At 31.6% G+C, this 14,163-nt stretch carries 10 protein-coding genes and 1 pseudogene; 1 reads left to right on the top strand and 10 read right to left on the bottom strand.

Annotated elements, in window-relative coordinates; translation table 11 throughout:
- The 4 genes and pseudogenes from ACH2BO_RS12820 to aspS form a co-directional block, all read right to left on the bottom strand.
- Positions 1-279, bottom strand: a pseudogene (locus tag ACH2BO_RS12820) (NADH-quinone oxidoreductase subunit B); the annotation flags it as partial.
- An 80-nt stretch (positions 280-359) separates the two neighbouring features.
- Positions 360-725, bottom strand: a complete 366-nt coding sequence (locus ACH2BO_RS12815; RefSeq protein ID WP_395045126.1) for an NADH-quinone oxidoreductase subunit A — start codon at positions 723-725, stop codon at positions 360-362.
- A 205-nt stretch (positions 726-930) separates the two neighbouring features.
- Positions 931-1,131 (bottom strand): cold-shock protein, encoded by a 201-nt coding sequence (locus ACH2BO_RS12810; protein ID WP_395045125.1) that lies wholly within the window; start codon positions 1,129-1,131, stop codon positions 931-933.
- A gap of 221 nt (positions 1,132-1,352) precedes the next feature.
- Complete coding sequence (aspS, locus tag ACH2BO_RS12805) at positions 1,353-3,104, bottom strand: aspartate--tRNA ligase (protein WP_395045124.1); 1,752 nt, start codon at positions 3,102-3,104, stop codon at positions 1,353-1,355.
- A gap of 141 nt (positions 3,105-3,245) precedes the next feature.
- Here aspS and ACH2BO_RS12800 point away from each other — a divergent pair, with 141 nt between their 5' ends.
- Positions 3,246-4,244, top strand: coding sequence for a TlpA family protein disulfide reductase (locus tag ACH2BO_RS12800; RefSeq protein WP_395045123.1), 999 nt, complete (start codon positions 3,246-3,248; stop codon positions 4,242-4,244).
- A 289-nt stretch (positions 4,245-4,533) separates the two neighbouring features.
- Here ACH2BO_RS12800 and ACH2BO_RS12795 read toward each other — a convergent pair whose 3' ends face one another.
- The 6 genes from ACH2BO_RS12795 to ACH2BO_RS12770 form a co-directional block, all read right to left on the bottom strand.
- Positions 4,534-7,869 (bottom strand): PA domain-containing protein, encoded by a 3,336-nt coding sequence (locus tag ACH2BO_RS12795; RefSeq protein WP_395045122.1) that lies wholly within the window; start codon positions 7,867-7,869, stop codon positions 4,534-4,536.
- An 88-nt stretch (positions 7,870-7,957) separates the two neighbouring features.
- Complete coding sequence (locus ACH2BO_RS12790) at positions 7,958-9,301, bottom strand: deoxyguanosinetriphosphate triphosphohydrolase (protein WP_395045121.1); 1,344 nt, start codon at positions 9,299-9,301, stop codon at positions 7,958-7,960.
- A gap of 37 nt (positions 9,302-9,338) precedes the next feature.
- Positions 9,339-9,800: a GNAT family N-acetyltransferase gene (locus ACH2BO_RS12785; RefSeq protein WP_395045120.1), complete on the bottom strand. Its 462-nt coding sequence runs from the start codon at positions 9,798-9,800 to the stop codon at positions 9,339-9,341.
- Positions 9,801-9,803: 3 nt separating this feature from the next.
- Positions 9,804-10,022 carry a hypothetical protein gene (locus tag ACH2BO_RS12780; RefSeq protein WP_395045119.1) on the bottom strand — a complete coding sequence of 73 codons (219 nt, stop codon included), beginning with the start codon at positions 10,020-10,022 and terminating at the stop codon, positions 9,804-9,806.
- Between the two features lie 302 nt (positions 10,023-10,324).
- A complete protein-coding gene (locus ACH2BO_RS12775) occupies positions 10,325-12,739 on the bottom strand; it encodes a ribonucleoside-diphosphate reductase subunit alpha (RefSeq protein ID WP_395045118.1) in 2,415 nt (804 codons plus the stop codon).
- A 207-nt stretch (positions 12,740-12,946) separates the two neighbouring features.
- A complete protein-coding gene (locus ACH2BO_RS12770; protein WP_395045117.1) occupies positions 12,947-13,924 on the bottom strand; it encodes a ribonucleotide-diphosphate reductase subunit beta in 978 nt (325 codons plus the stop codon).
- Between the last annotated feature and the right edge of the window lie 239 nt (positions 13,925-14,163).

Genomic DNA, 14,163 nt, shown 5'->3' with positions numbered 1-14,163 from the left:
GCGTAGAATAGGAGCCATTTTTTTAGAAATAGTTCCCATTACCATCAACATATCTGCTTGTCGCGGAGAAAAACTAACTCGCTCAGAACCAAACCGTGCTAAATCGTAGTGTGATGCCATTGTAGCCATAAATTCAATTCCGCAACAAGAAGTTGCAAAAGGTAAAGGCCAAAGCGAATTGGCACGAGCCAAACCAACAACATCGTTTAGTTTAGTTGCAAAATATCCTTCGCCAGTAACTCCTTCTGGAGGAGCAACCATTTTTGTTTCTTTATTCATTTTATTTTGAATTTTGAATTATAAATTTTAAATGAAAAGCTAATTTAAAATTCAACATTTATAATTTAAAATATTTTTTATTATTCCCATTCTAGAGCTTTCTTCTTGATAATGTAGAAGAAACCAACTAAAAGCAATAGCATGAAAATAACCATTTTTATCATTCCGTCTACGCCTAATTCTTTAAAATTTACAGCCCAAGGATATAAAAAGATAACTTCTACATCAAAAAGCACAAAAAGTATTGCAACTAGAAAATATTTTACAGAAAACGGAATTCGTGCATTTCCTACAGATTCTATTCCGCATTCAAAATTTTTATCTTTGTTTTTCGAGTGTCTTTTTGGTCCTAAAAAGCTAGATCCAATAATAGTTGCAACAACAAATCCTATAGCTAAACCAGCTTGCATTAGGATTGGTAAATAATCGATTTGAGTAGACTGCATATACCTAAATAATTAGCGTTTTGTAAAATAGCCACAAATATACATCGCATTATTTAATTCACAAAAGTGAATGGATAAACGTTTGTTATTTATTATACAAATTTAGTTATTTAAAACCTTTCTAAATAGAAAATTAACTAATAAAAAAAACGCTCTGAAATTTTCAGAGCGTTTAGCCATTGAGGTAACCAAAAAATAATATATATTAGTCTTCGATTACAGCTACTTGAGCTGCAACTTTACCTTTTCTTCCTTCTTCTTCTTCGTAAGAAACTTTATCACCTTCATTTAGTGATTCAGCTTTAATACCAGTAGCGTGAACGAAAATGTCTTTTCCATTTTCATCGTCTGTAATGAATCCGTAACCTTTTGATTCATTAAAAAATTTAACTGTTCCTGTGCGCATTTTTTGTAATATAAAAAAATTAATAATGGTCAAAGATATACTTATTTATGACATAGCAAACAAAAATAAAAAAAAATGTTAAAATTAGGGTAATAATTTCTAATTCTAATTGAATGATTTTCAGACAAATATTTGAAACATCTCATTAATTGAAATAAAAAAGCAACAATTTATTAATTTTTAAATGGTTGCTTTCTAATAAGTTGCGAATTTGATATAAATTACTTCAATTCAACTTTTATATGTAATTCTTTTAATTGAGCATCATCAATTATAGATGGAGCATCGATCATTACATCTCTTCCTGAATTATTTTTTGGGAAAGCAATAAAATCTCTAATTGTTTCTTGTCCGCCAAGAATTGCAACTAATCTGTCTAAACCAAAAGCTAAACCTCCATGTGGTGGCGCACCAAATTGGAAAGCATCCATCAAGAATCCAAATTGATTTCTTGCTTCATCTTCGGTAAATCCTAAATATTTGAACATTAATTGTTGTGTCGCTTTGTCGTGAATTCTAATAGAACCACCACCAATTTCGTTTCCATTCAACACCATGTCGTAAGCATTTGCACGAACTTTTCCTGGATTGGTTGCCAATAATTCCATGTCTTCTGGTTTTGGTGATGTAAATGGATGGTGCATTGCGTGCCATCTTCCAGATTCTTCGTCCAATTCTAATAAAGGAAAATCTACAACCCATAATGGTGCAAATTCGGCTGGATTTCTTAATCCTAATCTTGTTGCTAATTCCATTCTTAGTGCAGAAAGTTGTGTTCTAGTTTTGTCTGCATCGCCAGAAAGCACAAAAATCATATCGCCAGCTTTTGCTCCAGTAGTTTTTGCCCAATTAGACAAATCATCTTGGTCGTAAAATTTATCTACAGATGATTTATAAGTTCCATCTTCATTACATTTTACATAAACCATTCCTGAAGCACCAATTTGAGGACGTTTAATCCAATCGATTAATCCATCAATATCTTTACGAGAATATTCACCAACGCCAGAAACGGCTATTCCAACTACCAATTCGGCGGCATTAAAAACTGGAAAATCTTTATGTTTTGCAAATTGATTTAACTCACCAAATTCCATTCCGAAACGAATGTCTGGTTTGTCATTTCCGTAGGTTTTCATGGCATGATCATAAGTCATTCTTGGGAATTTCTCTACATCAACACCTTTTATTTCTTTAAGTAAGTGTCTTGTTAATCCTTCAAAAACATTTAAAATATCTTCTTGTTCTACAAATGCCATTTCACAATCGATTTGTGTGAATTCTGGTTGTCTATCAGCGCGTAAATCTTCATCTCGAAAACATTTTACAATTTGAAAGTATTTATCCATTCCGCCAACCATCAATAATTGTTTGAACGTTTGTGGCGATTGTGGCAAAGCATAAAATTGACCTTCGTTCATTCTACTTGGAACTACGAAATCTCTTGCGCCTTCTGGAGTTGACTTAATTAAATAAGGAGTTTCAACTTCGCAAAAATCTAAATCTGATAAATATTTACGAACTTCCATTGCTACTTTATGACGAAAAAGTAAGCTATTTTTTACAGGATTTCTTCTAATGTCAAGGTAACGGTATTTCATTCTGATGTCTTCACCGCCATCGGTTTCATCTTCAATCGTGAAAGGTGGCGTTAATGAAGCATTTAGAATTGTCATTTCTTTTACAAGAATTTCAATTTCGCCAGTTGCAATATTTTTATTTTTGGCTTCACGCTCAATTACCGTTCCTTTTACTTGAACTACAAATTCTCTTCCAAGTGTTTTAGCCAATTCGAAAACTGATTTTTCTGAACGACTTTCGTCAAATAACAATTGTGTAATTCCATAACGGTCGCGCAAATCAACCCAATTCATGAATCCTTTATCTCTTGATTTTTGAACCCAACCGGCAAGTGTTACTTCTTGATTAATATGTGAGGCATTCAATTCGCCACAATTATGACTTCTATACATTTGAAATATTTTTTTTGCAAAAGTAAAAAACTTAAATCAATTATATAAGGTAAACATGTATTGAAATTTTTTGTTAATCTATATTATCCAATTAAAATATTACCTACATTTGACTTAGTATAAATTTTAATATTATTTTTTATGAAAAAATTGTTGTTCATCTTGTTCACAGGTCTTATTTCAAATATTGTATTAGGACAGAGTATGGTTAATCTTAAAGCTCAAATTAATAATAGAAACGGTGATATTGTTTATATTAAAGATAATTTTGGCAAAACTATAAAAGAGATTAAAATTAATGATAAAGGATTTTTTACTGATAAATTTGAAGTTAAAGACGGATTTTTTTCATTATATGATGGAGTAGAGTATGCTCAATTATTTTTAAAAGGTGGTTTTGATCTAAGTATAAAATTGGATGCAAAAGAGTTTGATGAAACATTAAATTTTTCAGGTGTTGGTTCAGAAGAAAACAATTTTTTAGCTGAAAACACTATTAATAATGAAAACTTTGAAAAACAAAATTTCGAGAAAGACAAGGATGCTTTTTATTTAGTATTTGATGCAAAAAAGAAATCAGATTTCGAAAAACTTGCTAGTGGAACTTATGATGAGAATTTTAAAATTCAAACTAAGAAATCTATGACCCAAGAGTTTTTGGGCATGCAAATGTCATATAAAGATGCACAACTTACTAAAGGAATTACTGGTAAAGCATCTAAATCGTTTGACTATGAAAATCATTCAGGAGGAAAAACTAAACTTGAAGATTTAAAAGGGAAATATGTTTATATTGATGTTTGGGCAACTTGGTGCGGACCATGTAGAGCTGAGATTCCATCTTTGAAAAAAGTTGAAGAAAAATATCATGGAAAAAATATTGTTTTTGTAAGTATTTCTGTAGATGAAATGAAAGATCATGAAAAATGGGTAAAATTTGTGAAAGAAAAACAACTTGGAGGAATTCAATTGTATGCAGATAAAAGCTGGATGTCAGATTTTACAAAAGCTTTTGGAATAAATTCTATACCAAGATTTATATTAATTGATCCGCAAGGAAATGTTGTTGATGCTAATGCAAAAAGACCTTCTGATGCTCAACTGCAAGCTCAATTAGATGATTTATTGATAATTAAATAAGTTGCTTCTATTAATAATTAACCTCGATTTCTTTAATTAGAAGTTGAGGTTTTTTGTATTACATTTTTTCCAAAAGTAATATTGAAAAAAAGTAATTTTTACAGTAAAATTGGCTGTTAGATTTGTTGGTTTAGAAATTAGATTAATAGAATTATTAAAGTATTTGGGTAACCAATTAATTAGGAAGTAAACAATAAAAGGTATTGAACAAATTTGTTTTAAACAAATAAAAAGGTTCATATAGTAATTGCTATATGAACCTTTTTTATGGGTAACTTAATAAATTAAATTATTTAATAATAATTTTTTCTGTAAAGTTTAAACTCTCTCCAGTAGCATTTAAAATATATACTCCAGATTGAATATTGTTTAAGTTAATTGTTTTTTCAATGTTGAAATCAACATCTTTTTCTGAGTGAACAACTTTTCCGTTTAGGTCAATAACATCTATGTTTAATTTACCTGTGAAGTTGGCTATGTTTAAATTAATAACTCCGTTTGAAGGATTAGGAAATATTTTTATTCCTTTATTTTCGACAATTGTATCATTTGATAACACTGCTGCTGTAAATAGCCCTGAGAAAATTCCTCTTCCATAAGTTGCAACAAAAACAGTATTGTCATTTCTTAAATCCATGTCTGTAATTTTCACATTACTCATTCCGTTAAACGATTGATTCCAAATAGGAGAAACAGTATTAAATGTATTTGTATACCAAACACCCAATTCGGTTCCAATAATAACTTCATTAGTGTTTAATGGGTTTTGAAGAATAGATTTAACAGGAATATCTGGAAAATTACCTTCTTTATTTTGCCAAGTTGTTCCACCATTTGAAGTATACCAAATGCTTGCTACATTATAATTATGAAAGGTAACAAATATTTCACTTTCAGATAGACCATATTCAATATCGGAAACACTTCCAACAAAAGATGGCCCAGTTATATCAGTCCAAGTTCCTGTACCAGTATTAGCATTTGTTATTTTTAATAATTTACCAGTTCTTGTACCTACTAAAAGGGTAGTTGAAGTTGTAGTATATTTAGAAACCGTTAAAGCACTTGGTGAATTAGTTAATAAAGCATTGGTTAAATTGGCTCTATTTACTACACCAGATTTAAGATTAGTATATCTTCTAACTTGATAAGCTGGAGTTGCTGTATTAGTATAATCAGAATAAAGAATATCTAAACTTGAATCTAAAGCCATTGGTGCAATAAAAGCGCCATTATTAGTTGTAGAAGTATCATTATCTATAGCTCTTACTGTAAAAGGACTAACTGCCAAACGATAATTAATACTTTCATTATAAACATAATTAGTGATATAATATTTATCGGCACCTTGATCAAACATTGAGAAAGCACCATCACCACCTTGTGCTTGAGTACTTGCGCCTGCACCAGCTGGAGCGTTTGCAAAATATTGTGAACCGTTATCTTGTGCGCCAGCTACAAAATAGCTACCTGTAAGACCGCTTACTACGTTTGTTGGAGCAACACCAATACTATAAAATTGTGTTACATTTAAACCATTGTTTCTGGCAGTTGTTGTAGTTCCTGCATTATTTGAAAAGAAAACACCACCATCACCACCAAATGCAACTTTATTGGAAGCACCATTTGCAATTGCCATAACATGTTGATCTGAATGAACATATTGATATCCAAAACTTCCTGTCCAGTGGCTTAACTGTTCCCAAGATGATCCGCCATCAGTAGATTTAAATAAATCAATTCCTCCAGTATATAAAATTTCATCATTAACAGGGTCAATTTTTAACATTAAATTATAGAAAGCTTGGCTTCTAGTAAAATCTGTTGCAGGAATTCCACCATCAGCATCAACAGGTAAAGATAGATCTGAGGCAACGCCAAAACCATTTGTTGTTTTTTTCATTATAACACCACCTGCACTTAGTTCAGAAAGAGAATAAATTTTATCTGCAGTTGTTGCTGAAGCTTCAATTTGTGTTCTATCACCACCAGCTACATTATATCTTAAAGTAAAGTTTGTTCCATCTGTAGAAGAAAATATATTTCCGCCGCCATTTCCAAACACTACACTATTTAGAGTTGATACCCATATTTTATTATCTGCGCCAATTGCAATATCATTTGGACAATGTTTAAATCCTCCAACGGTTAATGGCATAGAAACTTCTGTCCAAGTTGTTCCACCATCAAGGGATTTGTATAGTCCATAATCTGTTCCGCCTAAATAGGTTGCAGCATTTGCAGAACTATAATACGTATCGCCAACTGCAACATATATTTCAGAGTTTCCTGCGTTATTTCTAATTTTTATATCATTAATGTGTTGTTTACCTGGAACTAAATTTCCAGTAAAACTTGATGCATCACTTGGGTTTAATGTAGCATTTACTGCTCCACTAAGTAATGCAGCTTCAATCGCATCGCCATCAGCTTTAGATATCATGGTTGATGGAATATTAATAGTTGGATCAGTTCCTCCCATTGCAACAGGAGTTCCGTCAACATTATTCATCATAATTACTCCAATTGCTCCAGCATCTTGTGCATTTTTAACTTTAACAACAAAAGTACATGTTCCTCTTCTTATTAATGCAATTTTACCAAGTAATCCTCCAGCATTTGCCAAACCATTACATCCAAGTGAAGCTGTTGCGCCTGTTCCATCGCTAACCAATACAACGTTTTCAGTAATTGGCGCTGCTACTGGAGTTCCAAAAGCAGTAGAAGGATAACATACATAGTTACCAGCAACTATTGAAGGACTATTCACTGTAACATTGGCTGCCGATTGAAATGTTGTTGGTCCAGAAATTCCTCCAAATACTTTAGAAAAAGTCAAACCACCATTAATTGATTTCCATACACCATCGCCACTTACATCGCCACCAACATAAGATTCTCCTGTACCAACATAAAACACATTGGTATTATTTGGATCATAAGTAATTGTTGAAACCGATAAATTTTCTAGAATATTTACTCTAGTCCAAGTAGAACTTGAATTAGAAATGTTAGTGTTTTTCCATAAACCACCACTTACACCACCAGCAAAAACTGTTTCTTTAGTTGCATCATTTGGATCAAACATAATTCCTCTTGTTCTTCCTCCAACATTTGTAGGTCCTCTTTCTACCCAATTGTTATCACTTGCATCGCCTGGTGCTCTACCTTGAGTAAACGCTTCGGCTCTTTCTCTAATAAGTCTATCTCTTAAAGAAATTAAATTTTGAGTATCTGGTTTTCCTGTTTCTGGGTTCATTGTTAATTCCCACTCACTTTCGTAATATTTATTTGGAGGAATTCCCATTGCTTTTCTTTCACCTTTAGACAAACTCATTACTTTTTTATAAGGACTGTTATCTAAAAAAGAAGTATGTTTTTGTCTTAAAATATCTGTTTCCGTTAGAACAGGTTCTTTTTTGTTTTCTACGATAGAAGAATTTGTACTGATTGTTTTTTCTGAAGTTGAAGGTTCAATTATATCAGAATTTTCATTGTTTGTTGCGGTATTTACAACAATAGATTTATTGGTTTTTGTATCTGTTTTAATATCAGTTTTAGATTTAGAACAACTAAAACAAATTAGAATTAAAGAGAATAATGGTAAAAGTAACTTTTTTTTCATGACAAAAGGTGGTTGATTTTTAGTATAATTTGAACAAAATTAGCATTTTATGGATGCAAACAAAATTTATTAATGAATATTTCTTTTTTTAACTTTTATTGGCTTGAATAGTTTTGAATAATTCTAATGCTTTGCCATCTGTTAACATTGAAATATAATGACAAATATGTAATAATCTCTCATATAAATTTTCTTTTTGATAATGATAACGTTCTGGCAATAATTTTAATAATAATTCATCATAATTAGACGCTGTTCCACTTACTTTTTTATTATAAGCATCACAAAAACAGTCTAATAATGTGTTTATTACTTTGTAACCCATAATTTCTTTGTGAATTACTTCCTTACTTTGATATACGTTTTTTATACTTATTTGGATGATGTCGTTCATTTGAGCTTTGTATTTGCTTTTATCTGTCAATGCATAAGGAAATTCGCCTTTTAGAATTGTTTCTTCGTTTTCGACAAATACTTTTACTGCATCATTAATTAGGTTTCCAATGGCTAATGCTCTCAAATAACTTATTCTATCTTCTTTGGTTGTTAAGGAATTATATTTGGAGGTATCAATAGAATCTTTTACCAATTTTATTAGATATTCTAATGCAAAATCTTCAGAAACTAAACCTAGATTTATACCGTCTTCAAAATCGATTATTGTATAACAAATATCATCTGCGGCTTCGACTAAATAACATAATGGATGGCGTTCATAACCAATATCATTGCCAGATTTATTAGGAATTAAACCCAGTTCTGATGCTACTTCTTTAAAAAATTCTTTGTCTGATTGAAAGAAACCATATTTTTTATCGGCAATATTTTGGGTTGGTTTTTTGGGTAAACTTTCTTTTGGATATTTCATAAATGAACCAAGAACTGCATAGGTTAATCGTATGCTTCCTTCAATTCCTGGTCGTGAACTTGTTAAAACTGAAAATCCGTTGGCGTTTCCTTCAAAATCTATTAAGTCTTGCCATTCTTTATTGGTTAGTTGGTCTTTGTATTTTTGTCCTTTTCCTATCGAGAAATATTCGCCAATAGCTTTTTCGCCAGAATGACCAAATGGTGGATTTCCAATGTCGTGAGCTAAGGAAGCTGCAGCAACAATGGCGCCAAAATCGTTAGCTTGAAATCCATGAATTTCTTTTAAATGCGGATATTTTTCGATAATTTTTTTACCAACTAATCTTCCAATTGAGCGACCAACAACCGAAACTTCTAAGCTGTGTGTAAGCCGAGTGTGTACAAAATCGGTTTTAGACATTGGTATGACTTGCGTTTTGTCTTGCAAACTTCTAAAGGCAGCTGAAAATATTATTCGGTCATAATCTACTTCAAAACCCAATCGTGTATCGTCTTGTTCTATTCTTAAACGTTTGCTAGTGTCGCCTTGACGTTTTAAAGATAAAAGTTGTTCCCAGTTCATCATGGAATGTGAAATATTAGATTTTAAATATTAATTTTTAGATGTTTTTTAATAGCGATTTCTTCATGCAAATGCTGGTTTTAACTCCACTATATTGGCCATAGTTATCAAAGATTTTATAACCAAGTTTTTGATATAATGAAATAGCATCTTTTTGCAAACAGCCAGTTTCAAGAATTGCGATTGTATAATTTTCTTCTCTTGCCCAATTTTCTAATTCAGATAAAATTGCTTTGGCAATTCCTTTTCCACGGTATTCTGGCAAAGTAAACATTCTTTTAATTTCAACAGTTTCAGAGTCATATTCTTTGTAAGCACCAATTCCAACTGCTGTATTGTTTTCATAACAAATTAAAGCATTTTTTAATAAATTAGTTTTGTTGAATTGCGCATAAAAAGCATGATCATCACCATCAAGAATTTTTAAATAAGCATCGAGTTGAATTACTAATTTTTCAAAATCTAAAGTATCAGATGTTACTCTTTTTATTAAAATCATTTTCTATTTTTTATCATTTGCCAAGAAAAAATTTCTAGATTTTTTTGGATATTGATTGTAGCTTTTATCGCTAGGATTGGCAATTACAGTTTTAAGATTAATTTCATCTCCAAGTTTAAAACTTTTTTCGGTGTATTGATAATCCAATAAATACTCGCCACAAAAATAATTTCCGTCTTTATCTTTTTCTATAATTCCTGTGTAAACTCCTTTTTCTTTCATGCTGAACTTGTTTCAGTATCTCTACTTTTGATTTAATTTGTTTCAAAGATACGAATTGCAATTTATATTTTGATTTTTAGTCCTGATTACCTCACTGGATGATATCTTCATTTGTGTTCGGTGAACTTCGTTTGTAATGAAAAGTGTTTTGCAAATAATCTTGTAATGAAATGCGGGAATAACGTCTAAAAAAAAACAGCCATCACAATTGACAGCTGTTAAAAATTTATTATCATTTTGTTGACTCCAACATTATGATTTGATTATGAGATTTCTCCTTCGTCGAAATGACAAATTACTACTTACGATCCACACATTTCACAATCATCTGGACCAGCATTTCTAGCTTTTTCAACCATTGCTTTAAAATCTTCTGCGGTCATTTCGCCAGTTTCGTTTGGCGCTTCAACTTCAACGCCAACGGCTTCTTCTACAACGGCTTCTGGTTTTTTGTCGTTGTTTAATGTAAATTTAATAGCATCAACAGCAGCTTTTGTTCTTAAATAATACATTCCAGTTTTCAAGCCACTTTTCCAGGCATAAAAATGCATTGATGTTAATTTTGCATAGTTTGCATCTTGCATGAATAAGTTTAATGACTGCGATTGATCAATAAAATATCCTCTATGACGTGACATATCAATAATATCTTTCATTGACATTTCCCAAACGGTTTTGTACAATTCTTTTAAATCTTGTGGAATATCTAAAGCTTGAACTGAACCATTGTTGCGCATTAATTCTTGTTTCAAGGTTTCGTTCCACAATCCTCTTTCGACCAAATCATTAAGTAAATGTTTGTTTACTACGATAAATTCGCCAGATAACACTCTGCGTGTATAAATATTAGAAGTATAAGGTTCAAATGCTTCGTTATTTCCTAAAATTTGTGAGGTAGAAGCTGTTGGCATTGGCGCAACTAATAATGAATTTCTAACTCCATTGGTCATAACTTCTTTTCTTAGATTTGCCCAATCCCATCTTCCCGAAAGTTCTTCGTCTTTAATATTCCAAAGATTGTGTTGAAATTCTCCTTTAGAAATTGGAGAACCTTCGAAACTAGAATATGGACCTTCTTCTTTAGCCATTTCCATTGATGCTGTAACGGCTGCAAAGTATAAAGTTTCGAAAATTTCTTGGTTCATTTGCTTTGCTTCGTCGCTTGTAAACGGCATTCGCATCATAATAAACGCATCTGCCAAACCTTGAACTCCTAATCCTACTGGACGATGACGCATGTTAGAATTTTCGGCTTCAATAACTGGATAATAATTTCTGTCTATTACTTTATTTAAGTTTCTTGTAACACGTTTTGTTACATTAAATAGTAATTCGTGATTGAATTTTCCTTTTTCAACAAACATTGGTAACGAAATAGAAGCTAAATTACAAACTGCAATTTCATCTTCAGATGTGTATTCCATTATTTCGGTACAAAGATTTGAAGAACGAATTGTTCCTAGATTCTTTTGGTTAGATTTTCTATTAGCTGCATCTTTATACAACATATATGGTGTTCCTGTTTCTATTTGAGATTCTAGAATTTTTTCCCAAAGTTCACGTGCTTTTACAGTTTTTCTACCTTTTCCTGCTGTTTCATATGAAGTATACAGCGCTTCAAATTCGTCTCCATAAACATCACACAATCCAGCACATTCGTTTGGACACATTAATGTCCAGGTTGTGTCTGCTTCAACTCGTTTCATGAATAAATCGGATGTCCACATGGCAAAAAATAAATCTCTTGCACGCATTTCTTCTTTTCCGGTATTCTTTTTTAAATCTAAAAATTCAAAAATATCGGCATGCCAAGTTTCTAAATATATTGCAAAACTACCTTTTCGTTTTCCGCCACCTTGATCTACATATCTTGCAGTATCGTTGAATACTCTAAGCATTGGAACAATTCCATTCGATGTTCCATTAGTACCACGAATATAACTTCCTGTTGCACGAACATTGTGAATAGAAAGTCCAATTCCGCCAGCAGATTGCGATATTTTGGCAGTTTGTTTTAGTGTATCATAAATCCCATCAATACTATCATCTTTCATTGTCAATAAAAAACAAGATGACATTTGAGGTTTTGGAGTTCCTGCATTGAATAATGTTGGTGTTGCATGAGTAAAGAATTTCTTCGACATTAGGTTGTATGTTTCTATTACAGATTCTAAATCGTTCATGTGAATTCCAACAGAAACTCTCATCAGCATGTGTTGAGGTCTTTCTACAATTTTTCCGTTTACTTTTAACAAATAAGAACGTTCTAGGGTTTTAAATCCAAAATAATCATAGTTAAAATCACGGTTGTATATAATATGAGAGTTTAAAAACTCGGCGTTTTCTTGAATTACGTTATAAACTTCTTCTGAAAGAAGTGGTGCTTTTTGACCATTTCTTGGGTTGATATAATGATACATTTCTTTCGCTGTTTCCGAGAAAGATTTGTTGGTGTTTTTATGTAAGTTAGAAATTGCAATTCTTGCAGCTAGTTGAGCATAATCTGGATGTGCAATTGTCATAGAAGCTGCTGTTTCTGCGGCTAAATTATCTAATTCTGATGTAGTTACACCGTCATATAATCCTTCAATGACTCTCATGGTTACTTTAACTGCATCAACCAAATCGTTTAAACCATAGCATAGTTTTTTAATTCTATCTGTGATTTTGTCAAACATTACTGGTTCTTTGTGACCATCTCTTTTTACTACGTACATAAGTTTTGTTTTTTGTGAAACAGAAAATCCCTTTTCTATTTCTGGTTATTTGTAATCGGTTGTTTTACTTTCGCCACTTTTTTGCCACGAAGGCGCTAAGTCGCAAAGATTTTTTTATGTAATGAGAATATAATTAAAAACTTTATAAATCTTTAATTTTTCTTTGTGCCTTAGCGTCTTTGTGGTTAATTTTTTTGTGACTTATAATTAAAAATCGGCGTCGAAACTAATCTTACTAGATTCAGAGTCGGTATTCATTACTCCGGCTTTCTGGTATTCGGCAACTCGTTTTTCAAAGAAATTGGTTTTCCCTTGAAGCGATATCATATCCATAAAATCAAACGGATTGGATGAATTGTATTCTCTATCGCAACCAAGTTCAACCAATAATCTGTCGGCAACAAACTCTAAATATTGTGTCATTAAAACAGAATTCATTCCTATTAAAGAAACTGGTAATGATTCTGTAACAAATTCTCTTTCAATAGTTAAGGCGTCAACAATGATCTCTCTAATTCTAGTTTTTGGTACTTTATTTATTAAGTGATGGTTGTGTAAATGCACTGCAAAATCACAGTGAACACCTTCGTCTCTCGAAATTAATTCGTTAGAAAATGTTAATCCAGGCATCAAACCACGTTTTTTTAACCAAAAAATAGCACAAAATGCACCCGAAAAGAAAATTCCTTCAACAGCTGCAAAAGCAATTAGTCTTTCTGCGAATGAATCAGATTCTATCCATTTTAATGCCCAATCTGCTTTTTTCTTTATTGCTGGAAAAACTTCTAAAGCATTAAATAATTCTGCTTTTTCGGCTTCGTCTTTTACATAAGTATCAATTAATAATGAATAGGTTTCGCTATGAATGTTTTCCATCATGATTTGAAAACCATAAAAGAATTTTGCTTCAGCATATTGTACTTCGTTTACAAAATTCTCGGCAAGATTTTCGTTTACAATTCCGTCAGAAGCAGCAAAAAAAGCTAAAATATGTTTTATAAAGTATTTTTCTTCGTTGTTCAACTTGTTATTCCAATCGGTAAGATCTTGGTGTAAATCGATTTCTTCGGCTGTCCAAAAACTAGCTTCCATTTTCTTGTACCATTCCCATATATCGTGATGTTTTATTGGAAAAATCACAAAACGATTTTTATTTTCTTGAAGGATTGGTTCTATAGTAGACATAATGTGAAGATTTTTAAGAGTTTTTAACTTATTTCAACCTCTACAAAGATTGTCATTTGTATTCAAAAAAGAAAGTCAAACTTATTCACAATCGGCTTTAGTTTTTAACAATGTGTAAGAATAGTGGCCATTTCGATGGTTTGTGTAAAATATTGTTTAACAGTCGTTTATATTTTATAAAAACAAAAAAATCCTTAAAAATAAGGGATTTGTGGTGTTTGTGTTTTCTTTTTCTTAAA

Source organism: Flavobacterium sp., assembly GCF_043773265.1.
GTDB lineage: Bacteria > Bacteroidota > Bacteroidia > Flavobacteriales > Flavobacteriaceae > Flavobacterium.
This window is presented reverse-complemented; position numbering and strand designations above follow the sequence as displayed.